Source organism: Streptomyces sp. NPDC058470 (genome assembly GCF_042721055.1).
Taxonomy (GTDB): Bacteria; Actinomycetota; Actinomycetes; order Streptomycetales; family Streptomycetaceae; genus Streptomyces.
On record NZ_JBHXMF010000061.1, the window covers coordinates 15,126 to 39,973 of the forward strand.

The 24,848-nt window shown below is 71.4% G+C and carries 22 protein-coding genes; 14 read left to right on the forward strand and 8 right to left on the reverse strand.

All coding sequences use genetic code 11. The annotated features are described in order from the left end of the window. The first annotated feature begins 87 nt into the window (after positions 1 to 87). The 5 genes from ACFWP7_RS34250 to ACFWP7_RS34270 are packed head-to-tail and all read left to right on the forward strand — an operon-like array spanning position 88 to position 3,682. Positions 88 to 387, forward strand: a complete 300-nt coding sequence (locus ACFWP7_RS34250; protein WP_384389692.1) for a hypothetical protein — start codon at positions 88 to 90, stop codon at positions 385 to 387. Next, positions 384 to 1,625: an FAD:protein FMN transferase gene (locus tag ACFWP7_RS34255; RefSeq protein ID WP_384389694.1), complete on the forward strand. Its 1,242-nt coding sequence runs from the start codon at positions 384 to 386 to the stop codon at positions 1,623 to 1,625. The genes ACFWP7_RS34250 and ACFWP7_RS34255 overlap by 4 nt, the downstream gene beginning before the upstream one ends. Then, positions 1,622 to 2,251, forward strand: a complete 630-nt coding sequence (locus ACFWP7_RS34260) for a ferric reductase-like transmembrane domain-containing protein (RefSeq protein WP_384389697.1) — start codon at positions 1,622 to 1,624, stop codon at positions 2,249 to 2,251. Before ACFWP7_RS34255 ends, ACFWP7_RS34260 begins: the two co-directional genes overlap by 4 nt. Next, on the forward strand, positions 2,248 to 3,465 hold the full coding sequence (locus ACFWP7_RS34265; protein WP_384389700.1) for an NADH-ubiquinone oxidoreductase-F iron-sulfur binding region domain-containing protein: 1,218 nt from the start codon (positions 2,248 to 2,250) through the stop codon (positions 3,463 to 3,465). The genes ACFWP7_RS34260 and ACFWP7_RS34265 overlap by 4 nt, the downstream gene beginning before the upstream one ends. A 1-nt stretch (position 3,466) precedes the next feature. After that, positions 3,467 to 3,682, forward strand: coding sequence for a ferredoxin (locus ACFWP7_RS34270; protein WP_384389703.1), 216 nt, complete (start codon positions 3,467 to 3,469; stop codon positions 3,680 to 3,682). A 30-nt stretch (positions 3,683 to 3,712) separates the two neighbouring features. Here the strand turns inward: ACFWP7_RS34270 and ACFWP7_RS34275 are convergent, their stop codons facing one another. From ACFWP7_RS34275 to ACFWP7_RS34285, 3 genes are read right to left on the reverse strand one after another with little or no spacing between them, the layout of a single operon-like run. After that, positions 3,713 to 4,642: an aminoglycoside phosphotransferase family protein gene (locus tag ACFWP7_RS34275; RefSeq protein ID WP_384389705.1), complete on the reverse strand. Its 930-nt coding sequence runs from the start codon at positions 4,640 to 4,642 to the stop codon at positions 3,713 to 3,715. A gap of 27 nt (positions 4,643 to 4,669) precedes the next feature. Continuing rightward, positions 4,670 to 5,161, reverse strand: coding sequence for a ferritin-like domain-containing protein (locus ACFWP7_RS34280; RefSeq protein ID WP_384389708.1), 492 nt, complete (start codon positions 5,159 to 5,161; stop codon positions 4,670 to 4,672). Further along, complete coding sequence (locus ACFWP7_RS34285; RefSeq protein WP_384389710.1) at positions 5,158 to 5,706, reverse strand: hypothetical protein; 549 nt, start codon at positions 5,704 to 5,706, stop codon at positions 5,158 to 5,160. Before ACFWP7_RS34285 ends, ACFWP7_RS34280 begins: the two co-directional genes overlap by 4 nt. 277 nt (positions 5,707 to 5,983) lie before the next feature. On the opposite strand from ACFWP7_RS34285, the gene rimP reads away from it, so the two are divergent. The 9 genes from rimP to ACFWP7_RS34330 all read left to right on the forward strand — a co-directional run bounded on the left by rimP (position 5,984) and on the right by ACFWP7_RS34330 (position 18,501). Then, complete coding sequence (gene rimP, locus ACFWP7_RS34290) at positions 5,984 to 6,553, forward strand: ribosome maturation factor RimP (protein WP_384389713.1); 570 nt, start codon at positions 5,984 to 5,986, stop codon at positions 6,551 to 6,553. 2 nt (positions 6,554 to 6,555) lie between these two features. Beyond that, the gene (nusA, locus tag ACFWP7_RS34295) at positions 6,556 to 7,554 is read left to right on the forward strand and encodes a transcription termination factor NusA (RefSeq protein ID WP_384389716.1); all 999 of its coding nucleotides are present in this window, start codon (positions 6,556 to 6,558) and stop codon (positions 7,552 to 7,554) included. Between the two features lie 126 nt (positions 7,555 to 7,680). Further along, on the forward strand, positions 7,681 to 7,959 hold the full coding sequence (locus ACFWP7_RS34300) for a YlxR family protein (RefSeq protein ID WP_365428564.1): 279 nt from the start codon (positions 7,681 to 7,683) through the stop codon (positions 7,957 to 7,959). A 147-nt stretch (positions 7,960 to 8,106) separates the two neighbouring features. Next, the gene (gene infB, locus ACFWP7_RS34305; protein WP_384389720.1) at positions 8,107 to 11,298 is read left to right on the forward strand and encodes a translation initiation factor IF-2; all 3,192 of its coding nucleotides are present in this window, start codon (positions 8,107 to 8,109) and stop codon (positions 11,296 to 11,298) included. A gap of 282 nt (positions 11,299 to 11,580) precedes the next feature. Beyond that, positions 11,581 to 11,874, forward strand: a complete 294-nt coding sequence (locus ACFWP7_RS34310) for a DUF503 domain-containing protein (RefSeq protein WP_384389723.1) — start codon at positions 11,581 to 11,583, stop codon at positions 11,872 to 11,874. Positions 11,875 to 11,937: 63 nt separating this feature from the next. Continuing rightward, entirely contained in the window at positions 11,938 to 12,423 is a 486-nt protein-coding gene (gene rbfA / locus ACFWP7_RS34315; RefSeq protein WP_384389726.1) for a 30S ribosome-binding factor RbfA, read from the forward strand. Further along, a complete protein-coding gene (truB, locus tag ACFWP7_RS34320) occupies positions 12,420 to 13,325 on the forward strand; it encodes a tRNA pseudouridine(55) synthase TruB (protein WP_384389729.1) in 906 nt (301 codons plus the stop codon). The genes rbfA and truB overlap by 4 nt, the downstream gene beginning before the upstream one ends. 257 nt (positions 13,326 to 13,582) lie before the next feature. Continuing rightward, complete coding sequence (locus tag ACFWP7_RS34325) at positions 13,583 to 17,446, forward strand: trypsin-like peptidase domain-containing protein (RefSeq protein WP_384389732.1); 3,864 nt, start codon at positions 13,583 to 13,585, stop codon at positions 17,444 to 17,446. Positions 17,447 to 17,547: 101 nt separating this feature from the next. Then, a complete protein-coding gene (locus ACFWP7_RS34330) occupies positions 17,548 to 18,501 on the forward strand; it encodes a bifunctional riboflavin kinase/FAD synthetase (protein ID WP_384389735.1) in 954 nt (317 codons plus the stop codon). Positions 18,502 to 18,594: 93 nt separating this feature from the next. Here ACFWP7_RS34330 and ACFWP7_RS34335 read toward each other — a convergent pair whose 3' ends face one another. The 5 genes from ACFWP7_RS34335 to ACFWP7_RS34355 all read right to left on the reverse strand — a co-directional run bounded on the left by ACFWP7_RS34335 (position 18,595) and on the right by ACFWP7_RS34355 (position 24,527). Further along, positions 18,595 to 19,596: an ABC transporter ATP-binding protein gene (locus ACFWP7_RS34335; RefSeq protein WP_384389737.1), complete on the reverse strand. Its 1,002-nt coding sequence runs from the start codon at positions 19,594 to 19,596 to the stop codon at positions 18,595 to 18,597. Then, positions 19,593 to 20,594, reverse strand: a complete 1,002-nt coding sequence (locus ACFWP7_RS34340; protein ID WP_384389740.1) for an ABC transporter ATP-binding protein — start codon at positions 20,592 to 20,594, stop codon at positions 19,593 to 19,595. The genes ACFWP7_RS34335 and ACFWP7_RS34340 overlap by 4 nt, the downstream gene beginning before the upstream one ends. Continuing rightward, on the reverse strand, positions 20,591 to 21,541 hold the full coding sequence (locus tag ACFWP7_RS34345; RefSeq protein WP_384389742.1) for an ABC transporter permease: 951 nt from the start codon (positions 21,539 to 21,541) through the stop codon (positions 20,591 to 20,593). Before ACFWP7_RS34345 ends, ACFWP7_RS34340 begins: the two co-directional genes overlap by 4 nt. Further along, positions 21,538 to 22,608 (reverse strand): ABC transporter permease, encoded by a 1,071-nt coding sequence (locus ACFWP7_RS34350; protein WP_384389745.1) that lies wholly within the window; start codon positions 22,606 to 22,608, stop codon positions 21,538 to 21,540. The genes ACFWP7_RS34345 and ACFWP7_RS34350 overlap by 4 nt, the downstream gene beginning before the upstream one ends. 65 nt (positions 22,609 to 22,673) lie before the next feature. Next, a complete protein-coding gene (locus ACFWP7_RS34355) occupies positions 22,674 to 24,527 on the reverse strand; it encodes an ABC transporter substrate-binding protein (protein WP_384389748.1) in 1,854 nt (617 codons plus the stop codon). Positions 24,528 to 24,848: the final 321 nt, after the last annotated feature.

The window sequence follows — 24,848 nt, forward strand, 5'->3', positions numbered from 1 at the left end:
CTCGGCCCTATGGTCGCCGCACAGGCTTCTCTCAGGCTGCTCCCCGACCGTATGACGTGACAGCGCGTCATACGGTCGGGAGCGCCAATGACAGGCAGCGAGTGGGGGGCCGCCGCGGCGGTCCGCAGAGGGACACGGCGTACGGCGGCGGTGGCAGCGGCCGTGACACTGGCGGCGGCTGCCGGGATGTTCGCCCTGATCGGCACGATGCAGGCGGACGCGAACACGGCGGCGAGCGGCAGCACGGACTCCTCGTCGAGTTCGACGGGTTCGTCCTCGGACTCTTCGTCGTCTTCTTCCTCGTCGGACTCGAGGCTCCAGGCGCCGTCCGACAACCCCACGTCCGTGGGCGGCGGCTCGGCCGACTCCACCTCGGGGGCGTCATGACCGCCGCTGCCGACTGGCGTGCCCTCGGCACGAGCGTCCGCCTGGTCACCACCGACCCGGCTCTGCTGGACTCCTGCAACCTGCTGCTCGCCCGGCATCTCGCCGAGGTCGACGCCACGTGCAGCCGGTTCCGCGAGGACTCGGAGCTGACCGCGCTCGACGGCACCGAGGGCCGGCCGGTCAAGGTCAGCCCGCTCCTCGCGGAGGCCCTGGCCGTCGCGCTGCGCGCAGCGGAGGCGACCGACGGCGCCGTCGACCCGACGGTCGGCTCGGCCATGAACGCCCTCGGCTACGACCGCGACTTCCAACTGCTCAAGGTGGACGGTCGCCCCGTGCGGCTCACCGTGCGCCCGGTCCCCGGCCGACGCCTGGTGACCCTGGACCGCGCGACCAACACGGTCACTGTCCCGGCGGGGATCCGCCTCGACCTCGGCGCCACCGCCAAGGCCTGGGCCGCCGACAGGGCGGCGACGATGCTCGCCGAGGCGGCCGGCTGCGGGGTCCTGGTGAGCCTCGGCGGCGACACGGCCGTCGCGGGCGAACCACCGCACGGCGGCTGGCGCATCCGCGTCCAGGACGCCACCGGTGCCGTGGACGAGATCCCGGCGGCCGGCTCGTACGCCACCATCGGCATCCGCAGCGGCGGCCTCGCCACCTCCGGCACCACCGTCCGCCGCTGGCGCCGCGGAACCCACAACCTCCACCACATCCTCGACCCCCGAACCGGCCTGCCCGCCCAGACCCCCTGGCGCACGGTCTCCGTAGCAGCAGCAACCTGCGCCGACGCCAACGCCGCGAGCACAGCGGCCCTGGTGAAGGGCGCGGGAGCAGAACGCTGGCTGACCCATCTGGGCCTCCCGGCACGACTGGTGGCAAACGACGGCGCGGTGATCACGACACCGGGCTGGCCTACACCAACTTCTGATCCAGGACGGGCACTTTCAGCCCGTCCGGCGTCATTCGAGGACGAGGCGGTGCCATCCTCATCCCTCGCCCACCTGTTGGGGCCCCGCCCCAATCCAGCCCGTCCGGCGTTGTTCGTGGACGAGGCGGTGCCATCCCGATCCCCCGCCCACCCGTTGGGGCTCCGCCCCGTTTCAGCCCGTCCGGCGTTTGAGGACGAGCGCGTTCCGCGCGATGCGGGGGTCTGGGGGCGGAGCCCCCAGGAACAAGGGACGGGTAGGGGCGGCGGGGGCGAAAACCCCTGGACCCCAGCCACAACCGAGGCCGCGGCATGACCGACCCCGCGATCCTCTGGTACGCCAACCGGGCCACCGGCGCGATCTGCCTGGTCCTGTTCACGGTCGTGGTCCTGCTCGGCACAGCCGTACGGCTACGAGCCCGCCTCCCCGGCCTCCCCCGCTTCGGCACCGTAACCCTGCACCGCACCCTCTCCCTCTCCGCCCTCGCCTTCCTCGCCCTGCACATCACCACCGCCGTCGTGGACGGCTACGTCAACATCACCGTCCTCGACGTCCTCGTCCCCTTCACCTCCGCCTACCAGCCCCTCTGGCTGGGCCTGGGCACGGTGGCCCTGGACCTGATGATCGCGCTCGTGGTGACCAGCCTGCTGCGGGCCAGGATCGGCCCCCGCACCTGGCGCGCCGTCCACTGGCTGGCGTACGCCTCCTGGCCGATCGCCCTGATCCACGGCATCGGTATCGGCACGGACACCGGATCCGCCTGGATGCTGTGGCTGACGATCTCCTGCGTGACCGCCGCGCTCACGGCCTTCGGCATCCGGGTGGCCCACGCGGCCCGCGAGTCGAGGCTCACCCCGTCGGCCCTCCTCCACACAGCCGAACTCCATGCGGCCGAACTCCGCACGGCCGAACTCCGTACGAGGGCGGGAGCTCGCTCATGACCATGACCTTCACGGACATCTACATGTCACCCCGTCTGCTCGCCCCCGGCGGCACCCCGGCCGGCCACATCACCCACCAGCAGCGCTACGGCCCCGTGGCGTACGGCAACCCGGCGCACCTGCTGCGCACGCTCGCCGAGTCCGGGCTCACCGGCCGTGGCGGCGCCGCGTTTCCCACGTACCGGAAGGTGGTCGCCGTCGCCGAGGCGAGCCGCCGCTCGGGCCGCGTCCCGGCCGTCGTGGCGAACGGCGCCGAGGGCGAACCCGCCAGCCACAAGGACAAGACGCTGCTGCGGCTCTCGCCCCATCTGGTCCTGGACGGGCTTCAGTTGGCGGCCGAGGCGGTCGGCGCGGGGGAGGCGTACCTCGCTGTCGAGGACGGCGTGACTCCCCTGGAGAGGGCACTCGCCGAGCGCCACGACCCGCTGCCCGTGCGCGTCGTACGCGTCCCGAAGCGCTTTCTCTCCGGCCAGTCGTCGGCCCTGGCCCAGTACCTCTCCGGGCAGGCCGCGCTGCCCCGCGACCAGCACCCCCCGGTCCGTGAGCAGGGCGTGCGCCGAGCCCCGACCCTCGTCCAGAACGTCGAGACGCTCGCGCACCTCGCCCTGATCGCCCGCTACGGCGCCGACTGGTTCCGCTCGGCGGGCACGCCGGACGAGCCGGGCAGTGCCCTGTGCACGGTGTACGCGCCGGGCCGGGAGGTACGCGTGGTGGAGGCGCCGTTCGGGATGCCGCTGCACCGCCTCCTCCCGCTGGACGGCGTCGGCGCGGTGCTGACCGGTGGCTACCACGGCAGCTGGCTCACGACCGCCGAGGCCGCGACCCGTATGCTGAGCGCCGCCAATCTTGGAGCGGGCGTCCTCATCGCGCTGCCCGCCGACCGCTGCGGCCTCGCCGACACCGCCCACGTGCTGCGCTACCTCGCCCTGGAATCGGCAGGCCAGTGCGGGCCCTGCCTCAACGGCCTGCCGCGTATCGCCGCCGCGTTCCAGACCCTGGCCGCACCCGGCCCGCAGGGCACCAGCCGGCAGGACATCGCCCGCTGGGCCGGACTCGTCGAGGGCCGCGGCGCCTGCCACCACCCCGACGGCACCGTCCGCCTGGTCCGCAGCGCGTTCACGACCTTCGCCACCGAACTCGACGCCCACGCCACCGGCCGCTGCACCGCGTCCGACCGTCGCCCGCTGCTGCGCGTCCCCGAGAACCGGAGCTGACATGGAAGCAGGCACGGAACTCGACGTCGACTGGACCGCCTGCAAGGGCCACGGCCTCTGCGCGGAACTGCTCCCCGAGCACATCACGCTCGACGAGTGGGGCTACCCCCTGTTCCCTCCGGGCCCGCTCCCCCGAAAGGCCCTGAAACGCGCCGGAAGAGCAGCGGCCGACTGCCCGGTCCTCGCCCTCAAACTCACCCCGGCACAAGGGAGTTGAATCCGCAGGGGAGTCAGAACCGCAAGCAGGTCAGAGCCACTCCGCGAACTCCAGCAGCAGCTCCGCATCCTGCGCACGCCCGACCCGCCGCGCCCGTACCCCCGACTCGACCGCCCGGAACAGGGTCCAGCCCCGCAGCCGCTCCTGGTCCACGTCGAGTGACTCGGCGAGCCGCTTCACCCGTCGACGTGTGGTCGAGGACCCGGAGGACGACGCGATCAGGTCCTCCACCCGGTCGCGGACCAGCCGGGCCAGATCGAAGGCGCACTCGCCGACCACCGGATCGGGACCCACGGCCAGCCACGGCATGCGCTCACCGGCGAGCACCTTGCTCTGCCGGAAGGTGCCGTGCAGCAAGAGCTCCTCGGGCGGCCCCGCCAGAAGTTCCTCGCGGACCGTGAGCGCCGCGTCCACCAGGGCCGTGACCTCCGCGTCTCCACCCGCCGAGGCCCGCATCGCCTCGGCCTGCCGACCGGTCCGCTCGGCGACGGTCTCGAAGACATGCCCGGCGGGCGGCTCGACCCACAGCCGCCGCAGTGTCCCGGCCGCCTCCAGCAGGGCCTTCGCCTCGGGCAGCGAGCGCACGGACAGGTCGGGATGCAACCGTTCCAGCAGCAGGACGCCCTGCGCGTCACCGGGGTTGAGCAGTTGCACGGCACCCCGGCCGTCCCAGTGGGCGAGCGCGGCACGCTCGCTCTCCGGACGGGCCCGCTCGGGCGCCAGCTTCAGCACGGCCGGCGTACCGTCGGCCTGCCGCACCAGGACCACCAGACTGCTGCGACCGCCGGGCGCCTGCACCCGTTCCACGGTCAACTCGCGTAGATCAACCGCCTGTTGAGCCAACACAGCCAGCTTGTCCAGCCAGTCGCCGGCCCCACCGGTCCCCTCGGCACCGGCGGCTCCGTTGCGCTGCGTCTCGCCGAGCGCCCGTACGAGGCGCTGCGGCGGTTCGAAAGCCATGCGCGAGTGGTTCCCTTCCAGATGGCGTTACGTCGGTGAGGGTGCCGACGCCGACGGGGTGGCCGCCCGCTCGGCGAGCCCAGGGAAGGCTACGCTCTCGCCGCTCCACCGCACCGCCCGTACCGCCGCCTCGCGCAGCGCCTCGGCGGCCGTGCGCCGCCGGTCGCCCGTCGAGGCACGTACGAGATCGGAGTACACCCCGGCCACCCGTTCCTCCAGCTCGGCCGCGAGCCGTACGGCCGCGCCGGAGTCCTTCACCTGGAACGGCAGCGCGTACGCCGCCGCGGATGCCTCGGGACTGCCGCCCAGGTCCCGCACCGCCCGCGCCAGCTCGTCCCGCCGCGCCCGGTGGGCGTCGTACCCCGCCCTGGCCTCGGTCCCGCGCGCGTCGTCGATCTTGCCGCCGACCACGCCGTACCCGTAGACGGCGGCATGCTCGGCACCCAGCGCGGCCTGCAGGGCCTTCAGCTCGGCCGCCTTGGCTTCCTTGGCTCTCTCGGTGTCCTTGGTGCCGCTCATTTCGTCCCCTCCGTCAGCAGATACGCGTGCGCCGCCCCGGCCGCCGCGACCGAGGCCAGCAGTCGGGCCAGCTCTCCCGGGACGTCGAGCAGGGTCTTCGTACGCTGGTCGGCCAGGGTGCGCTCGGCTGCCGCGAGGTCGGCGAGGGCGCCCTTTTCGTCGGTCGGTACGGCGGGGGAGGCGCTGGGGGACGCCGAGGCGGACACGGAGGCGGTCGGCGAGGCGGTGGGCGATGCCGATGCCGACGCGGGCTGCCCGGTGTCGAACGCCGCCGCATGCCGTACGACTTCCGCCCGCAGTGGGCGCAGACGCTCCGCCAGGGGCGGGTGCGCGGTGATCACCGTCGCGTACCGCTCGGCGAGCGCCTGGCTGTCGCCGGCCGCACGCACGCGTGCCCGGTCGGCGGCCGACGGGCTCCCGCCGGTGCTGTCGATGGACGACTCGGGGGCGGAACAGCCCGCGAGCGCGAAGGTGGCCGCGGCCGACGCGAGCAGGGTCCTTCGGCGCGGGCCCGAGGGGGTGCGCGACGGCGGGGTGAACGGCACGGGAGACGTCCTCGACAGGCTCGTACGAAAGGAAGGGCTGCACGCCCGTGATCACGGTACCCGCGCCGTGGTCGATCGCTCGCCAGCGGCTCTCCCCGGCCACGGGTTCGGCCGGTTTGTTTCGCTCCTGCCGCCCCCGCATCCTCCTGTCACCTGGGGAGTGCCGCCGCGTCCGGCCACGACACGATGGACGGCAACACCCCCGGCGACCGGATACCCTTTGACCTGACACGCGAGACCTACCCACAACAGCACACGCGGCCGAGGAGTCACCCGGATGAGCACCACCCTTAGCGAGAGGCTGCGAGAACTGCTGGAACCGCTCGTCAGCTCTCAGGATCTCGATCTCGAAGAGGTCGAGATCGAGTCGGTGGGGCGCAAGCGTGTACTGCGTGTCGTGGTCGACTCGGAGACGGGTGCCGACCTGGACCAGATCGCCGATGTGAGCCGCGCGCTCTCGGCGAAGCTCGACGAGACGGACGCGATGGGCGAGGGCGAGTACACCCTCGAAGTCGGAACCCCCGGTGCCGAGCGCGAGCTCAAGGAACACCGTCACTACGTACGCGCCACGGACCGCCTGGTGAAGTTCCAGCTGACCGAAGCCTCCGGGGCCGGCGAGCTGATCGCCCGGATCCTGAAGGTGGACGACACCGGAGTCGACGTCGAGGTGCCCGGCGTGAAGGGGCGCAAGCCCACCGCCAAGAGGCTCGCCTTCGAGGACATCGCCAAGGCGCGCGTCCAGGTCGAGTTCAACCGCAAGAACAAGACCGACGAGCAGGACCAGCACGACGAGCAAGACGTGCGAGAAGAGCACGAAACGCACGAAGAGAACGCAGAGGAGGCGTAGCCGTGGACATCGACATGAGTGCCCTGCGGGGTTTGGTACGGGAGAAGGAGATCTCCTTCGACCTGCTGGTCGAGGCGATCGAGTCGGCCCTCCTCATCGCCTACCACCGCACCGAGGGAAGCCGTCGGCACGCGCGCGTGAAGCTCGACCGGGAGACCGGTCATGTGACCGTGTGGGCGAAGGAGGACCCCGAGGACCTGGAGGAGGGGCAGGAGGCGCGCGAGTTCGACGACACCCCGTCGGGCTTCGGCCGTATCGCCGCGACCACCGCCAAGCAGGTCATCCTGCAGCGCCTGCGGGACGCCCAGGACGACGCGACGCTCGGCGAGTACGCGGGCCGCGAGGGCGACATCGTCACCGGTGTCGTGCAGCAGGGCCGCGACCCCAAGAACGTCCTCGTCGACATCGGCAAGCTGGAGGCCATCCTGCCCGTGCAGGAGCAGGTCCCCGGTGAGACCTACACGCACGGCCTGCGCCTGCGCTCGTACGTCGTACGGGTCGCGAAGGGCGTCCGAGGTCCGTCCGTGACGCTCTCCCGCACGCACCCCAACCTGGTGAAGAAGCTGTTCGCCCTGGAGGTGCCGGAGATCGCCGACGGGTCCGTCGAGATCGCCGCCATCGCGCGTGAGGCGGGCCACCGTACGAAGATCGCCGTCCGCTCCACCCGGTCCGGGCTCAACCCCAAGGGTGCCTGCATCGGCCCCATGGGCAGCCGGGTGCGCAATGTGATGGCCGAGCTGAACGGTGAGAAGATCGACATCGTCGACTGGGCGGACGACCCGGCGGAGATGGTGGCGAACGCGCTGTCCCCGGCCCGCGTCTCCAAGGTCGAGGTCGTCGACCTCGCGGCCCGCTCCGCGCGCGTGACCGTCCCCGACTACCAGCTGTCGCTGGCGATCGGCAAGGAAGGGCAGAACGCCCGGCTCGCGGCCCGTCTCACGGGCTGGCGGATCGACATCCGCCCGGACACCGAACAGCCCGCCGAGCAGCGCGGGGAATAGACCCGGGAATACGCCGGGGAATAGATCCAAGCCGCAGGTGGCTGAGATCACGACAGTTTTGTGCGCGGCAACTGTTCGATTCTTGCCCCAAAGGGGTGAGGTCGGTACGGGGAGGTAGACTCAAGAGTGTCTGGCCGGACGCGAGCCCGCGCATGCCCTGAGCGCACCTGTGTGGGGTGCCGGGAGCGAGCGGCCAAGAAGGATCTGCTGCGCATCGTGGCGGTCGAGGGTGAATGTGTCCCCGATCATCGCGGTACGCTGCCCGGCCGGGGTGCGTATGTACACCCCGCCCTGGTCTGTTTCGACCTGGCGGTCCGCCGCCGGGCGTTCCCAAGGGCGCTGCGTGTCCCGGGATCACTCGACAGCAAGGCGTTGCGCCACTACGTCGAGCAGGTAACACCGTAAGACGTGTCGTACGGAACCCCCGTGCGGCCCTGGTACCCCGCGAGTTGGAAGTAGGTCGAGATTGCGATGAGCACTCGATGAGCACGCGATGAGTACGCCCATGAAGTAGCGACGGTCCGGACGCAACCCGGACCTAAAAGGAGCGAAGTGGCTAAGGTCCGGGTATACGAACTCGCCAAGGAGTTCGGGGTTGAGAGCAAGGTCGTCATGGCCAAGCTCCAGGAACTCGGTGAGTTCGTCCGTTCAGCGTCCTCGACGATCGAGGCGCCCGTAGTACGCAAACTGACAGATGCCCTCCAGCAGGGCAACGGCGGCGGCAAGCCGGCGCCGCGCAAGGCAGCGCCCGCCAAGCCGGGTGCGCCTTCTCCCGCGCAGGCCGCCCGTCCGGCAGCCCCGCGCCCGCCGGCCCCCAAGCCGGCGGTGGCCGAGAAGCCCGCGGAGGCCGCTCCGGTCACCCCGGTCACCCCGGTCATTCCGTCCACTCCCGCCTCGGGCCCGCGTCCGGGTCCCAAGCCCGCGCCGAAGCCCGTCGTGGCCGCTCCGGCTCCGGTCGCCGCCGAGTTCACGGCGCCTCCGTCGGCTCCCGCGGCTCCTGCCGCCGGCGCCGCTCGTCCGGCTGCTGCCCGTCCGGGCGCTCCCAAGCCCGCCGGTGCCCGTCCGGCCGGTCCCGCCCAGGGTGGCCAGGGTCGTGGCGACCGTCCTGAGCGTACGGACCGTCCCGAGCGTGGCGACCGCCCCGACCGTCAGGGCGCTGCGCGTCCGGGTGGCCAGGGTGCGCGTCCCGGTGCTCGTCCGGCCGGTCCGCGTCCGGGCAACAACCCGTTCACCTCTGGTGGCTCCACCGGTATGGCGCGCCCCCAGGCGCCCCGTCCGGGCGGTGCCCCGCGCCCGGGTGGCGCAGGCGCCCCCGGCGCTCCGCGTCCGCAGGGCGCGGGTCAGGACCGTGGCGACCGTGGTCCCCGTCCCCAGGGCGGTCCCGGCGGCGCTCCGCGTCCGCAGGGCGGTCCCGGCGGTGCCCGTCCGAGCCCGGGCGGCATGCCTCGCCCGCAGGGTGGCGCTCCGCGTCCCGGCGGCGGCCCCGGTGGTAACCGTCCGAACCCCGGCATGATGCCGCAGCGTCCCGCTGCGGGCAGCCCGCGTCCGGGCGGCGGTGGCCCCGGTGGCGGCCGTGGTCCCGGTGCTGGTGGCGGTCGACCCGGCGGTGCCGGTGCCGGTCGTCCCGGTGGTGGCGGCGGCGGTTTCGCCGGTCGTCCGGCCGGTCCCGGTGGCGGTGGCGGCGGTTTCGCCGGTCGTCCCGGTGGTCCGGGTGGCGGTGGCGGCGGTTTCGCCGGTCGTCCCGGTGGTCCCGGTGGCGGTGGCGGCGGTCGTCCCGGCTTCGGTGGTCGTCCGGGTGGTCCCGGTGGCCGTGGTGGCACACAGGGCGCCTTCGGTCGTCCCGGTGGTCCCGCGCGTCGTGGTCGCAAGTCGAAGCGGCAGAGGCGCCAGGAGTACGAGGCCATGCAGGCCCCGTCGGTCGGCGGCGTCATGCTGCCTCGCGGCAACGGACAGTCCGTCCGCCTGTCGCGCGGTGCCTCGCTCACCGACTTCGCCGAGAAGATCGGCGCCAACCCGGCGTCGCTCGTCGGCGTGATGATGAACCTCGGCGAGATGGTCACTGCCACGCAGTCCGTCTCCGACGAGACGCTGAAGCTCCTCGCGGACGAGATGAACTTCGTCCTCGAGATCGTCAGCCCCGAGGAGGAGGACCGCGAGCTGCTCGAGTCCTTCGACATCGAGTTCGGCGAGGACGAGGGTGGCGAGGAGTTCCTCGTCGCGCGTCCGCCGGTCGTGACCGTCATGGGTCACGTCGACCACGGTAAGACCCGACTGCTCGACACCATCCGCAAGACGAACGTCGTTGCGGGCGAGGCCGGCGGCATCACGCAGCACATCGGTGCGTACCAGGTCGCCACCGAGGTCAACGGTGAAGAGCGCAGGATCACCTTCATCGACACCCCGGGCCACGAGGCGTTCACCGCCATGCGTGCCCGTGGTGCCAAGTCGACCGACATCGCGATCCTCGTGGTGGCGGCCAACGACGGTGTGATGCCCCAGACGATCGAGGCGTTGAACCACGCCAAGGCGGCCGACGTGCCGATCGTGGTCGCGGTCAACAAGATCGACGTCGAGGGCGCCGACCCGACCAAGGTGCGCGGTCAGCTCACCGAGTTCGGTCTGGTGGCCGAGGAGTACGGCGGCGACACGATGTTCGTCGACATCTCCGCCAAGCAGGGCCTCAACATCGAGGCTCTCCTGGAGGCCGTGGTCCTCACCGCGGACGCCTCGCTCGACCTGCGGGCCAACCCGGAGCAGGACGCGCAGGGTATTGCGATCGAGTCCCACCTCGACAAGGGCCGCGGCGCCGTCGCGACCGTCCTGGTCCAGCGAGGCACCCTGCGGGTCGGCGACACCATGGTGGTCGGCGACGCGTACGGCCGTGTCCGCGCGATGCTCGACGACAAGGGCGACAACGTGGAAGAGGCGGGTCCCTCGACCCCGGTCCTCGTCCTCGGTCTCACCAACGTCCCGGGCGCCGGCGACAACTTCCTGGTTGTCGACGAGGACCGTACGGCGCGTCAGATCGCCGAGAAGCGCGCGGCGCGTGAGCGCAACGCCAACTTCGCCCGCCGGGGTGTCCGGTTCTCCCTGGAGAACCTGGACGAGGCCCTCAAGGCCGGTCTGGTGCAGGAACTCAACCTCATCATCAAGGGCGACGCGTCCGGTTCGGTGGAGGCTCTCGAGTCCTCGCTGCTCCAGCTCGACGTCGGCGAAGAGGTCGAGATCCGTGTCCTGCACCGCGGTGTGGGTGCGGTCACCGAGTCGGACATCAACCTGGCGACCGGCTCCGACGCCATCGTCATCGGCTTCAACGTCCGCGCTGCGGGCCGCGCGGCTCAGATGGCGGAGCGCGAGGGCGTCGACGTCCGGTACTACTCGGTGATCTACCAGGCCATCGAGGAGATCGAGGCGGCCCTCAAGGGCATGCTCAAGCCGGAGTACGAGGAGGCCGAGCTCGGCACGGCGGAGATCCGCGAGGTCTTCAAGTCGTCCAAGCTGGGCAACATCGCCGGTGTCCTGGTCCGTTCGGGAGAGGTCAAGCGCAACACCAAGGCGCGCCTCATCCGCGACGGCAAGGTCATCGCGGAGAGCCTCAACATCTCCGGTCTGCGTCGCTTCAAGGACGACGTCACCGAGATCCGCGAAGGCTTCGAGGGCGGTATCAACCTCGGAAACTTCAACGACATCAAGGTCGACGACGTCATCGCGACGTACGAGATGCGCGAGAAGCCGCGCTCGTAAAGTGATGGTGTGAGCTGGCCGGGGTGACAAAGTCACCCCGGCCAGCTCACCGCTTTCAGGGGCGCGGGGAACTGCGCGATCAGCCCCCACCGGCCGGCGGCCGGCGGCCGACGAACAACCCAGGGGGTCTGGGGCGCAGCCCCAGAAGGATGGGACGGGTAGGGGCGGCGGGGGCGAAAATATCCGTCGAGCACCCCCACCGGTTCGTTGTACGGTTCTGATGTCCCTGCCAAGCGCATTGGCAGGCCATCTATCCCGTACCGGCGGGACATCCGGTTACACATGTACGTGGGGACGCTGTCCTTCGATCTACTCCTCGGCGATGTCCACTCGCTCAAGGAGAAACGCTCTCTCGTCCGGCCGATCGTCGCCGAACTTCAACGGAAGTACGCGGTGAGCGCGGCGGAGACGGGAAACCAGGACCTGCACCGCAGGGCGGAGATCGGCCTCGCGGTGGTCTCCGGCGACACCGAGCACCTCACCGACGTACTGGACCGGTGTGAACGGCTCGTCGCGGCACGACCGGAGGTGGAACTGCTGTCGGTACGGCGCAGACTCCACACGGACGACGACTGACAACAGCGGCCGGCGTCCGACGAAGACTGACGGAACAAGCAAGGCGAAGAAGGAGACGGACCAGTGGCCGACAACGCGCGGGCTAAGAGGCTGGCGGACCTCATCCGAGAGGTGGTGGCCAAGAAGCTGCAGCGCGGGATCAAGGATCCGCGGCTCGGCACCCACGTCACCATCACGGACACCCGGGTCACGGGTGATCTGCGGGAGGCGACCGTCTTCTACACGGTGTACGGGGACGACCAGGCGCGGGCGGAGGCCGCCGCGGGCCTGGAGAGCGCCAAGGGCGTGCTCCGTTCCGCGGTCGGTGCGGCGGCGGGCGTGAAGTTCACGCCGACGCTGACCTTCGTCGCGGACGCCCTGCCGGACACCGCCAAGACCATCGAGGACCTGCTCGACAAGGCGCGGGCCTCGGACGAGAAGGTGCGCGAGGTCTCCTCCGGCGCGAAGTACGCCGGTGACGCCGACCCGTACAAGAAGCCCGACTCCGACGAAGAGCCTGACTCCGTCGAAGAACCGGAAGACGACGAGACGGACGACGCCACCGGATGACCGAGAAGCACCGGACGCCCGACGGACTTGTCATTGTCGACAAGCCGTCGGGCTTCACTTCGCACGACGTGGTCGCCAAGATGCGCGGGATCGCGAAGACCCGCCGGGTCGGACACGCCGGCACCCTCGACCCCATGGCGACGGGCGTGCTCGTCCTCGGCGTCGAGAGGGCCACCAAGCTCCTGGGGCACCTGGCGCTCACCGAGAAGGAATACCTGGGAACGATCCGGCTCGGGCAGAACACCCTGACGGACGACGCCGAGGGTGACTTCACCTCGTCCACGGACGCCTCCGGCATCGAGCGGGACGCCGTCGACGCCGGCATCGCCAAGCTGACCGGCGACATCATGCAGGTGCCGTCCAAGGTCAGCGCCATCAAGATCAACGGCGTGCGCTCGTACAAGCGGGCGCGCGACGGCGAGGACTTCGAGATCCCGGCCCGTCCGGTACGGATCTCGTCGTTCGCGGTGTACGACGTGCGTGACGCCGTTGCCGAGGACGGCACACCGGTGCTCGACCTGGTGGTGTCGGTCGTCTGCTCGTCCGGGACGTACATCCGGGCCCTCGCCCGAGACCTGGGCGCGGACCTGGGCGTCGGCGGTCATCTCACCGCGCTCCGCCGCACCCGGGTCGGCCCGTACAAGCTCGACTCCGCGCGCACCCTCGACCAGCTCCAGCAGGAGCTGACCGTGATGCCGGTCGCGGACGCCGCCGCGGCCGCGTTCCCGCGCTGGAACGTGGACGAGGGGCGGGCGAAGCTGCTTCTCAACGGCGTACGCCTGGAGATGCCCGAGGAGTACGCGGGGCGCGGCGCCGTCGCGGTCTTCGACCCGGCGGGGCGGTTCCTGGCACTGGTGGAGGACCAGAAGGGCAAGGCGAAGAGCCTGGCGGTGTTCGGCTGACGCCGACCGCCCGCATCGCTGTGCCGAACCCGCCCGTGGAGCGGCGGTCACGGGGTCTCGTGCCCGCCGCTCCAGGGTCCCCCCTCGGTTCCCCCACCCAAGGGTGTATCCATCCGCCCTCGTCTGTTCACCCCTTCGGGCAGGCGCTCGGAGTGAAGCGGGGGAGCGGAAGGGGGCGCGTTCGCCAGGCGATCTGTCGCGCTGATCACCCCATGCCTACCGTCGAAAGCAGGAGCGCGCGGCGGGGAGGTTCGAGCATGGCGGGACGGGGCCCGCGGACCGGGGGCCGGCACGTACCGGTCGACAGCAGGAAAGTACTCGACGGCCGACAAACAGCGGACGACACCCGGGCCATGGAGGCCCATGACCGGGCGGCGCCAGGGGCCGATACCTCTCGGACACCCGACGACGGCCCTCGGACACCCGACGACAGTCGGGAGACCTTCGACGAAGCCCTGGTACGCGTCTGCGACCTGGCGGGGCGTCCGCGTGGCACGGGGTTCGTCGCCGACCACCACGGCACGGTGATCACCAGCCACGAAGCGGTCGACGGACTGACCTGCCTTGTCCTGCACACTTCCGGCGGCCGCACCTGCGTGGTCACCGACGACGCCGTCACGTCCTTCCCGGACGCCGATCTGGCTCTCGTACGCACCGAGGGCCTCGGCGTGGACCCGCTCCCCGTCACCGTGCGGAGCCGCGTCGAGGCCGACACGTACGTCCGGATCGCCGCGGGCGGCTGGCGCGAGGCCCGGGTGCTCGGCGCGTCCGCCGTCACCTACACGGCGACCGACCGCTTCCATCTCCTGGGCGAGGCACTGGAGTTGGCGATCGGTACGGCGGGCGCCGACGCGCTGCGGCTGGGCGGCGGTGCCGCGGGTGGGCCGGTCCTCGACGCCTCGACCGGGGCGGTGGTGGCGGTCCTCGGCACCGCGCTGCACGGCGGGCACAGGGTGGCGGGCCTCGCGGTCCCTCTGCGGGGTCCGGACGCGGAAGGACCACTCACCGCGTTGCTTGCCCGCAACGCGGCCACGGTGCCCGCGTACGGGGCCGATCTGAATCCGGCGGGGGTGCTGGAGCTGACGGCGACCTCCGTGGGCTCGGACGGGCCGGGGACTTCTGTGGGCCCGGACAGCGGTCACTACGGGCCCGTCGAACGGGCCGATGCCGTGCGGGAGTTCGCGGCATTCGCGGACAGCCCGGCCGCCGTGCTCGGGCTCGTCGGCCGGCCCGGCAGCGGCCGTACGACGGAACTGGCGGCCCTCGCCGCACGCCGCACCCGAGGTGCGGAACCGGCGCCCACCTTGTGGCTGCGAGGCGCCGACCTCCTCGACACGGACCTTTCGGTGGCGGACGCGGCGGCACGGGCGCTGGAGCGGGCGGGCCGGATCGTGGCGGCCTCGCGAGAAGGCCCTCAATCCGGAGATTCTGCGGCCTCGGACGTGCTGCCTCCCGAGTCGTACGGCGGTGAGCTGGGCGATATCGGGCCGGAGCGGCTGGCCCGGGTGGCGCGGGACGCGGGGCGGCCGTTGCTGCTGCTCCTCGACGGTCCCGAGGAGATGCCGCCCGCCCTCGCCCACCGGATGCCCGAGTGGACGGCGGGCACGGCGGACTGGCTGCGGGAGAACGGGGCGCGGCTCGTGGTCGCGTGCCGGGCGGAGTACTGGGAGCAGGTGGGGGCGGAGTTCCCGGCGGAGTTGCTGCACCGGAGCGGTGCGTCCTCCGTCCTTGCCGGTCCCTCCGTGTACGAGACCGGGCGGTTTCCCGCCTGTGTGTGGCTGGGGGACCTGACCGAGGGCGAGGCGCTGCGGGCCCGGGCTCGCGCGGGGATTCCCGAGGGTGTGCTCGCGGCGGCCGATGCACGGCATCCGCTGACCTTGCGGCTGCTGGCCGAGGTGCGGTCCGCACTGCCGGAGTCACCTGCGGGGCCGCTCGACCGGGACGAGGTGTTCGCCGCGTACCTGGACCTCATGTGCCTGCGCGTCGCGGTCCGGCTCGCCGCGGCGAACGGGCTTCGGGGGGCGGCCGTACGGCGGCTCGCCGCTCAGGTCTCGGGCCAGGTGCACGAGGCCGCACGGCGCTGTCTGGGGCCCGGGCAGGGGGAGTTGGACCGCGCCTCCTTCGAAGCCGTCTTCCCGTGGGGACCCGCCTCCGGACGCCGCCTCGGCGCCACCACCGGCTGGGCCTCCGCCGTCCTCACCGAGGGCCTCCTCGTCCCCGCGGGCAACGGCTACCGCTTCGCCCACGAGGAACTCGCCGACTGGATCCAGGGCACCCACCTCGACCTGGACTCCGCCCTGCACGCGCTGGTACACCGGGGGTGCGCCGACTCGGCCCGGTCGCGGAAGCCGGCGAACACGGCCGAGGGGGCTTCTACTGGGAGGGGCGCGGCCGACGGGGCTTCGGCCGGGAGGGGCGCGGTGCCGTCCTGGGCGGCCAAGGCCTCCGCCCCGCCCCGCGCACTCCCCGTCCCCCGCCACCGCATCGGCCCGGTCGTCCAGGCCCTGCTCCTCCTGGCCCGACAGCAGGGCCCCGCCGAGCTGGCCCTCCGGCTGGAGGAGCTGGTGCACGCCCTGGACGACCTCCTGCCGGCGAGGACGGCACCGCTCGGCGACCCCGCCTGGTGGGCCACCCACCTCTGCGCCGACGCCCTGCTGCGGCTGCCCGACGCGGGTCCGTACGCCGGGGTGCTGCGGCTGCTCGCCGAGCGGATCGTGACGTGGCGGGAGCAAGGGCGGGGCGTGCCGGGGGAGTTCGGGCCGGCGTTCTGGGAGGGGGCGGCGCTGCCGGAGGCGGAGCGGTTCGAACTGCTGAGGTGCCTGGTGGTCGCCGACGAGGCGCCGAACCCCGCGAGCCAGGAAGGCGAACCCCGTTACCTGGACGCCGTGGCCCGCCTCCTCACCAGCGACCCCACCGCCGTACAACCGCATCTCACTTCCTGGTTCCACGACGACCGCCCCCTTCCCGCGACCCCGCACGCGACCGTGGCGACGGCGGCGCAGGCCTTGCTGTACGCGTACCGGCGTCGGGCCCTGGACGATCTCGCGGAGGCGCTCGTCGCCGTCGCGCACCGGCGTGGCGACGAACTGCTGGCCGTACTCGCCGAGGAGGAACCGTCGGCCGTGTGCCGGGCGGTGGACCGATGGGCGCATGACGAGCGCCCTGCGCGGCGGGTGGCGGCGGTGGCGTACGGGTTGCGGGCCGCACCGCATGTGCGGACCGAGGCCGACCGGACGCTGCTGCGTTACGCGGCGCTCGCGCTGCTGGCCCGCCCCGCCGACTGCTCCCTGCACGGCGGAGCGCTCGGCCTCCTTGTACAGGACCCGTGGACCCGGGCCAGGTACCTCCCGCAGGCGCTGGAGCGGTTCACCGCGGGCGATCCGCAGCTGCCCGCGAGCGCGCTGGTGGCCGCCCTGACGACCCATCCCGACTCGGTGCTCGCCGCCTTCCGCGCCCGGCTGTGGCAACCGGGCGCGGGTCCGGACACGGACGAGACGCTGCGCACCCTGGCCGATGTCACCACGCCCGCCCTGGCCCGCCGGGTCGCGGCCCTCGTCCGCGAGGTGGTGGAGCTGCGCCCGGCAGCCGCCGCGCAGGTGGCCGGGTACGTCGACCGGCACCTCGACCACGGTCCGGAGGCCCGCGCGGTGCTCTTTCCACTGGTCACCGGACTGGTGACCGGCTGCCCCGCACCGGTGCGGTCGGCGCTCGCGACCGTGCTCGCCGCGTCGGGCAGCCCGGTCTCCCGCCCGCTGCGGCGCGAGCTGCTCGACCTCCTCCTCGCGCACGAGCGGGACCCGGCCGTCCTCGACGCCCTGCTGCGGGCCGCCGCGGCCGGTGCGGCCCGCAGAGGAGAGGAGCGTACGCGCGAGCTGGTGCACCGAACGGGCCTCCTCCTGGTCCGGACTCCGGCCGGCGCGACCGGCTTCGACCGCGGCCTCGTCGACCTGGCCCGTACCGTCCCCGGCTTCGCCGCCCTGGTGGCCCGCTGGCTGACCGGTGCCCCCGAGGAGTGGGCCGGCGTGGTCGGCCCGAGCACCCGCCGCATGATCGAGAACCTGGCCGGAGTGCGGGTCCCCGCCCGACCCGCGCGCAGTGGTGCGGGATGCGTCACAGCCTGATGCCGATGCAAGCTGAGCGCACCCGGCATGGCACTCTTAGAGCTGCGAATGAGGCATTCACGGACACAGGTTCGACGAGTTTGCGACAAGGAGCAGACACAGTGCAGCGCTGGCGTGGCTTGGAGGACATCCCCGAGGACTGGGGGCGCAGCGTGGTCACCATCGGTTCCTACGACGGGGTGCACCGCGGACACCAGCTGATCATCCGGCACGCCGTGGATCACGCCCGTGACCTGGGCGTTCCCTCCGTCGTCGTCACCTTCGACCCGCACCCCAGCGAGGTCGTGCGCCCTGGCAGCCACCCTCCGCTGCTCGCCCCGCACCACCGCCGTGCCGAACTGATGGCCGAGCTGGGTGTGGACGCCCTCCTCATCCTTCCGTTCACCAAGGAGTTCTCGAAGCTGTCGCCCGCCGACTTCGTGGCGAAGGTTCTCGTCGACAAGCTGCACGCGAAAGCGGTCGTGGAAGGTCCCAACTTCCGCTTCGGCCACAAGGCCGCCGGGAATGTCGACTTCCTGCGTGAACAGGGCGCGACCTACGACTTCGAGGTCGAGGTCGTCGACCTGTGCGTGACCGGTGACGCGGGCGGCGGGGAGCCCTTCTCGTCGACCCTCACCCGGCGGCTCGTCGCCGAGGGCGATGTCGAGGGCGCGCGCGAGATCCTCGGGCGCCCGCACCGCGTCGAGGGCATCGTCGTACGCGGCGCCCAGCGCGGCCGTGAGCTCGGCTTCCCGACGGCCAACGTCGAGACCCTCCCGCACACCGCCATTCCCGCCGACGGCGTCTACGCGGGCTGGCTGCACGTCGCGGGCGAGGCGATGCCCGCCGCGATCTCCGTGGGCACGAACCCCCAGTTCGACGGCACCGAGCGCACCGTCGAGGCGTACGCCATCGACCGCGTCGGCCTCGATCTGTACGGTCTGCACGTCGCCGTCGACTTCCTCGCCTTCGTGCGCGGCCAGGCCAGGTTCGACTCCATCGAGTCGCTGCTGGTGGCCATCCGGGACGACGTGAAGCGGTCGTTGGAACTGATCGAGGCGTACGGGGGAGAGTAGGTCTGCGGAGCGGTCGGCGTTTTGGAGGCACCGGCCGCTCCTTTCACGTGGTGACGGGATCGGCCGGAGTTCTGGAAGCACCGGCCGCTGCCCTCACGTAGTGACGTGGGCCCTCGCCCAGTGACACGCCACCTGCGTCTCGGCGCCCCCGCCGAGCACCTCCAGATCCTGGCTCCGGCACGCGTCCGCCACACCCGCCCGCTCCGCCTCCCCGCTCGCCAGGATCTGACAGCGGGCGTGGAAACGACAGCCGGAGGGGATGCGGGACGGGTCCGGGGGCTCGCCGGTCAGCACCACCGGGTCGCCCGGGGCTTCCGGCAGGACGGACAACAGGGCTTGGGTGTACGGGTGTTGAGGGGCCGTCAGGACCTGCTCGACCTCGCCCGTCTCCACGATGCGGCCCAGGTACATGACCGCGACCCGGTCGGCGATGTTCCACGCCAGGCCCAGGTCGTGGGTCACCACCAGGGCGGACAGGCCGAGTTCGGTGCGCAGCCGAAGGAGCAGGGCGAGGATCTCGCCGCGTACCGAGGCGTCCAGGGAGGCCACCGGCTCGTCGGCGACGATGAGTTCGGGCTCCAGGACGAGGGCGCCCGCGATGACGACCCGCTGGCGCTGGCCGCCGGACAGCTCGTGCGGGTAGCGGAGGAAGAAGCGTTCAGGTGGGCGAAGTCCCGCCCGGGAGAGGGCATCCGCGACCGCCGCCCGCTCGTCGCCGCCGTACCGGTGGATGCGCAGTCCCTCGGCGACCGCGTCGTACACCGTGTGCCGGGGGTTGAGCGAGCCGCTCGGGTCCTGGAGGACCAGCTGGACGCGTTTGCGGTACGCCTTCAGCGCGCGTGAGGAGTAGTCGAGGGGCTTGCCGTCGAAGGTGACGCGGCCCCCGGTCGGCGGAACGAGACCGAGGAGCGAGCGTGCCAGCGTCGTCTTGCCGCAGCCCGACTCGCCCACCAGCGCGACGATCTCGCCGCGCCGGATGTCGAGGTCGACTCCGTCGACAGCGCGCGCGGGGTCGGCGCCGTGGCGTCCGGGGAAGGTGATGTGCAGCCCCTCGGCGCTGAGCAGCGGCGGTGTCGTCACGGGAGGTGTCGTCATGGCGTGCTCCTGGCTGGTTCCGCTCCTACGGCCGCGTCCACGTGTACACAGGCCGCCCACCGCCCCGCCCCCGCGTCCCGCAGCGCCTGGTCCTCGGTCACGCAGGAGTCCAGGGCCACCGGGCACCGGGAGTGGAACGTACAGCCGGACGGCAGCGCCGACGGGTCCGGCGGGTCGCCCGGCAGGCCGCGCGGCGCGAACCGGGAGGCCGTGTCGCCGATGCGCGGGAAGGCGGCCGACAGGGCGCTGCCGTAGGGGTGTCGGGCATCCTCGTAGACCTGCCGGGCCGGGCCTTCCTCGACCACCCGGCCCGCGTACATCACCGCAAGACGGTCACAGGTGTCGGACAGGACCGCGAGATCGTGGCTGATCATGATGAGGCCCAACTCCTGCTCGGTGACCAGCTGTTGGATGAGGCGGAGGATCTGTGCCTGGATCATCACGTCGAGCGCGGTGGTCGGTTCGTCGGCGATGACGAGCCGGGGGTCGCAGGCCAACGCCATGGCGATCATGACGCGTTGGCGCTGGCCGCCGGAGAGCTCGTGCGGGTAGGCGTCCGCGCGGGCGGCGGGGAGGCCGACGTGTTCGAGCAGTTCGCCGGTCTTCCGTTTCGCGCCCGCCGCGGTCGCCTTCCTGTGCAGCAGGATCGGCTCGGCGATCTGGTCGCCGATGCGGTGCACGGGGTTCAGCGAGTGCATGGCGCCCTGGAAGACGATCGAGGCGCCTGCCCAGCGGACCGCCCGCACCCGGCCCCACTTCATCGTCAGCACGTCCTCGCCGTCGAGCAGGATCTCGCCGGTCGTGCGCGTCCCGGCGGGCAGCAGCCGGAGCAGTGCGAGTGCGAGCGTGGACTTGCCGCAGCCCGACTCGCCCGCGATGCCGAGCTTCTGGCCCGCGTCGAGTGCGAGGTCCACACCGCGTACGGCGGCCGCCCCGCCGGCGTACGTCACTTCGAGGTTCCGGACCTCAAGGAGGCGTTGTCCGGTCGTCGTGCTCAACGTGCCACCCCCAGCTTGGGGTTGAGGATCGATTCGACCGCGCGTCCGCACAGCGTGAACGCCAGCGCGACCCCCGCGATCGCGATACCCGGCGGCACCAGATACCACCACTTCCCGGCGCTGACCGCGCCCGCCTCCCGTGCGTCCTGGAGCAGTCCGCCCCACGAGACGACCGTCGGATCGCCGAGCCCGAGGAACGCGAGCGTCGCCTCGGCGAGGATCGCGGAGGAGATGATCAGCGTGGTCTGGGCCAGCACCAACGGCATCACATTGGGCAGCACATGGCGGGACATGATGTGCCAGTGCCCGCCGCCCAGCGCCCTGGCCCGCTCGATGTACGGCCGCGACTCCACCGCCAGGGTCTGCGCACGCACCAGCCGGGCCGTCGTCGGCCAGGTCGTGACACCGATCGCCAGGATGATCGTGCCCAGCGAACGGGACAGCACGGTCGCCAGCGCGATGGCGAGGACGAGTGTCGGCATGACCAGGAACCAGTCCGTGATCCGCATCATCACGGTGGCGAACCAGCCCCGGAAATGACCCGCCGTGATCCCGATGACCGCGCCGATCGCGACGGAGAGCACGGCGGCCAGCAGCCCGACGAGCAGCGACACCCGCGCGCCCCAGACCACAAGACCGAGCAGATTCCGCCCGAACTGGTCGGTCCCCAAGGGGAACTCGGCGCTCGGACTCTCCATCGGCCCGCCCGGCGCGTTCGTGACGCTCTGCACGTCGGAGCCGACGGTCAGTGGTGCGGTCAGCGCGATGAGGGCGAAGAGGCCGAGGGCGGCGAGCCCGAAGACGCCCGCGCGGTGGCTTCGGTACTGCTTCCAGAAGCGGGCGGCGGAGGCGCGGCGGCGCTGCCGGGCGAGCGTGCGCGGGCTCGCTGTCGCCACCTGCGGGGTTGCTTCGGTCGGCACCGGTCCGCCCGACTCTGTTGTGGTCATCGGCCCACCCGTGGATCCAGCAGCGGATAGATCAGATCGGCCAGCGTGTTCATCACGATCACCGCCGCCGCGAAGAAGAAGAACAGCCCCTGCACCAGGGGCAGATCGGGCACACTCAGGGCCTGGTAGAAGAGCCCGCCGAGGCCCGGCCAGGAGAAGACGGTCTCGACGAGGATGACGCCGGCGACGGTTCGGCCGAGGTTGATGAAGATCAGTGTCACGGTCGGCAGCAGGGCGTTGGGCACGGCGTGCCGGCGCCGTACGAGGTCGTCCCGCAGGCCCTTGGCCCGGGCCGTGGTCAGGTAGTCGCTGCCCATCTCGTCGAGCAGCGCGGAGCGCGTCACGAGCAGCGTCTGCCCGTACTCGACGGCGACCAGTGTCACCACCGGAAGGACGAGATGGTGGGCGACATCGACGACGTACGCGAAACCGGTCTCACCGCTCCCCGACTCCATGCCGCCGGTCGGGAACAGGCCGGGGATCGGGCCGATGCCCACCGAGAAGACGATGATCAGCAGCAGCCCGAGCCAGAAGGACGGGATGGAGTAGAGGGTGAGCGCCAGACCGGTGTTGAGCCGGTCGCCGAGCCCGCCGTTGCGCCACGCGGAACGAGTACCGATGAAGACGCCGAGCGCCGTGAAGAGGACGAACGACGTGCCGGTGAGGAGAAGGGTGTTCGGGAGTGCCTCGGTGATCTTGTCGATGACGGGGGCCCGGAACTGGTACGAGGTGCCGAGGTCGCCGGTGAGCGCCTTGGCGCAGTAGTCCGTGAACTGCTCCCACAGCGGCAGATCGAGACCGAACTCCTTCCGGTAGTTGGCGAGTTGCTCCGCCGACACCTGGCGGCCACCCGTCATGTACTTGACGGGGTCGCCGGGGATGAGCCGGAAGAGGAAGAAGCTGGTGACGAGGACGGCGAGCAGCGAGACGGCCGCGCCGCCCAACTTGCCCGCCACATACCGCGGATAGGCGGTCCTGCTGCGCGCCCGCCGCCCGCGGACCGACGGCCCGGCCTCAGCCGGACCGCCGATCGCCGCGGTCGGGGAGGATGTTGCTTCAGCGGTCATGGACTCTCACTCGGTGGGGGCTGCTCGCGGCTCGGTGGCGGGGGACCCGTGGCTACTCGCGGTCGCTACTCGCGGTCTTCGGCGGTCGAGCGGCGTCGCATCGCGAAGAACGCGCCGGCGCCCACGAGGACGACGATGCCCGCGACGATGCCGATGATGACCCCCGTGGAGCTCGAACCGTCGGAGGACTCACCGGAGGAGGCCGCCGGAACCGCCGACCACCAGCTCCAGTAACCGTCCTGGCCGTAGATGTTGCCCGCGGCCTTCGGCATCGTCTCGATCGACTCGATCTGGTCGGTGCGGTAGGCCTCGACCGCGTTCGGGTAGGCCATGACGTTCATGTACCCGGTGTCGTACAGCCGCGATTCCATCTGCTTGACGAGGTCTGCCCGTTTGGCGGTGTCGTACTCGGCGAGCTGCTGGTCGTAGAGGTCGTCGAACTTCTTGTCGCAGATGAAGTTGTCCGTCGCACCGGTGTCCTTGGGGGTCGCCGGAAGCGCGTCGCAGGTCTGGATCGACAGCAGGAAGTCGGGGTCTGGGTTGGCGGACCAGCCGTCGAAGGCGAGGTCGTAGGTGCCCGCGAGCCAGGGATCGGTCACGTTGTCCAGGCAGTTGAGGGTGACACCGATACCGAGCTCGCCCCACCACTCTTTCAGGTATTGTCCGACCGCCTTGTCGTTCGGGTCGGTGGCGTGGCACAGGACGCGGTAGGTGATCGGCTTGCCGTTCTTGCCGACGCGCTTGCCGTCGCCGTTCTTCTTGTAGCCCGCCTCGTCGAGGAGTTGGGCCGCCTCGGCCGGGTCGTACGACAGCTTCTGGCTCGCGGACGGCTCCCAGAAGTAGTCGGAGAAGCGGGGCGGGATGTAGCCGGCGCCTTCGACGGCGTGGCCCTGGAAGACCTTGTCGATGAGGGCCTTGCGGTCGACGGCCATGAACAGCGCCTGTCGCACCCTCTCGTCGAGCAGCGACTCGTGCCCGTCGCCGAACTTCTGGCCGTTCTTGGCCTGGGCGCCCGGGTTGACGGCGAGCGCGTAGAAGCGGCGGCCCGGCGCGTCGTTGACCTTGATGTTCTTCTGGGTCTCCAGAGTGGCCGCCTGAGCGGGCGTCAGGCCGAAGGTGAAGGACACCTCGCCCTTCTGCAGGGCGGCGACGGCGGCGTCGTTGTCCTTGTAGTACTTGAAGACCAGCTCGTCGAACTCGGGCGAGCCGCGCCAGAAGCTCTTGTTGGCCTTGAGCCGTACGTAACTGTCGGCCTTGTAGTCAGTGAGGATGAACGGTCCGTTGCCGACGACGGGGAAGCTCTTGTCGTTGTTGAACTTCGAGAAGTCCCCGACCTTCTCCCAGACGTGCTTGGGCACGATCGGTACATCGAGCGCGGTCATCGTCGCCTGCGGCTTCTTCAGTTCGATGACGAGCTCGGTGGGGCTGGGGGCCGTGACCTTCTTGAAGTTGGCGACGAAGCTGCCGTTGGCGGTGGCCGCGCCGTCGTCGGTCATCATCTTGTTGAAGGTCCAGGCCGCGTCCGCGGCGGTGGCCTGCTCGCCGTCCGACCACTTGGAGTCGGAGCGGATCGTGTAGGTCCAGGTGAGCTTGTCGGCCGAGGGCTCCCACTTGGTGGCCAGCCCGGGGACGGCGTGGTTGTCCGCGGGGTCGTAGTTGGTCAGGTACTCGTACATGAGCCGGTGAATGCTCGTACTGACCAGGCGGCTCGCCAGGAACGGGCTCAGCGAGTCGACGCTCTGCGCCACCGCGACGGTGAGGGTCTTCTTGCCCTCCTTGGCCTGGGCCTGCTGGGGCGCCGGGTTGAGGGGGGTCGCGAGACCGGCGGTGAGGGTGAGGGCCGCGGCTCCCGCGGCGGCGATGAGCCGCAGCCATCCGGCGCGTACGGCACGACTGCCGTGCTGATCTGGTGTGTTCATGGGTCGGTGACCTCGCGTCATCGCTCGCACAGGGATGGCTTGTTGAACCGGTGGGACTGATGGAACCGACGGAACCGACGGAACCGACGGAACACGGTTGATCGGGTGACGCCGACGGGGTTGATCTGTGTGTCTACCAGCGGCGCTCTGTGAACGTCAACGGCGCATGAACCCCATGTGGCCTGCGGAAATAACGAGTTGACGCGAATTTTCCACTCATTGGTTCAGACCGCTGAAGCCCTCCAGGTGGGGGCCTGGCGGCGCGAAACGCCTGCGGATACGCGCAGGACCCGCACCGTACGGAGACGATGCGGGCCCTGG

What these genes read in the sequence shown, in the direction of transcription:
- ACFWP7_RS34255 (WP_384389694.1), top strand. Translation starts at nt 384, where the DNA reads ATGACCGCCGCTGCCGACTGGCGTGCCCTCGGCACGAGCGTCCGCCTG.
- rimP (WP_384389713.1), top strand. Translation starts at nt 5,984, where the DNA reads ATGAGCACCACCCTTAGCGAGAGGCTGCGAGAACTGCTGGAACCGCTC.
- ACFWP7_RS34350 (WP_384389745.1), bottom strand. Translation starts at nt 22,608, where the DNA reads ATGACCGCTGAAGCAACATCCTCCCCGACCGCGGCGATCGGCGGTCCG.
- truB (WP_384389729.1), top strand. Translation starts at nt 12,420, where the DNA reads ATGACCGAGAAGCACCGGACGCCCGACGGACTTGTCATTGTCGACAAG.
- ACFWP7_RS34355 (WP_384389748.1), bottom strand. Translation starts at nt 24,527, where the DNA reads ATGAACACACCAGATCAGCACGGCAGTCGTGCCGTACGCGCCGGATGG.
- ACFWP7_RS34250 (WP_384389692.1), top strand. Translation starts at nt 88, where the DNA reads ATGACAGGCAGCGAGTGGGGGGCCGCCGCGGCGGTCCGCAGAGGGACA.
- ACFWP7_RS34325 (WP_384389732.1), top strand. Translation starts at nt 13,583, where the DNA reads ATGGCGGGACGGGGCCCGCGGACCGGGGGCCGGCACGTACCGGTCGAC.
- ACFWP7_RS34275 (WP_384389705.1), bottom strand. Translation starts at nt 4,642, where the DNA reads ATGGCTTTCGAACCGCCGCAGCGCCTCGTACGGGCGCTCGGCGAGACG.
- ACFWP7_RS34260 (WP_384389697.1), top strand. Translation starts at nt 1,622, where the DNA reads ATGACCGACCCCGCGATCCTCTGGTACGCCAACCGGGCCACCGGCGCG.
- ACFWP7_RS34280 (WP_384389708.1), bottom strand. Translation starts at nt 5,161, where the DNA reads ATGAGCGGCACCAAGGACACCGAGAGAGCCAAGGAAGCCAAGGCGGCC.
- ACFWP7_RS34310 (WP_384389723.1), top strand. Translation starts at nt 11,581, where the DNA reads ATGTACGTGGGGACGCTGTCCTTCGATCTACTCCTCGGCGATGTCCAC.
- ACFWP7_RS34270 (WP_384389703.1), top strand. Translation starts at nt 3,467, where the DNA reads ATGGAAGCAGGCACGGAACTCGACGTCGACTGGACCGCCTGCAAGGGC.
- ACFWP7_RS34345 (WP_384389742.1), bottom strand. Translation starts at nt 21,541, where the DNA reads ATGACCACAACAGAGTCGGGCGGACCGGTGCCGACCGAAGCAACCCCG.
- ACFWP7_RS34265 (WP_384389700.1), top strand. Translation starts at nt 2,248, where the DNA reads ATGACCATGACCTTCACGGACATCTACATGTCACCCCGTCTGCTCGCC.
- ACFWP7_RS34335 (WP_384389737.1), bottom strand. Translation starts at nt 19,596, where the DNA reads ATGACGACACCTCCCGTGACGACACCGCCGCTGCTCAGCGCCGAGGGG.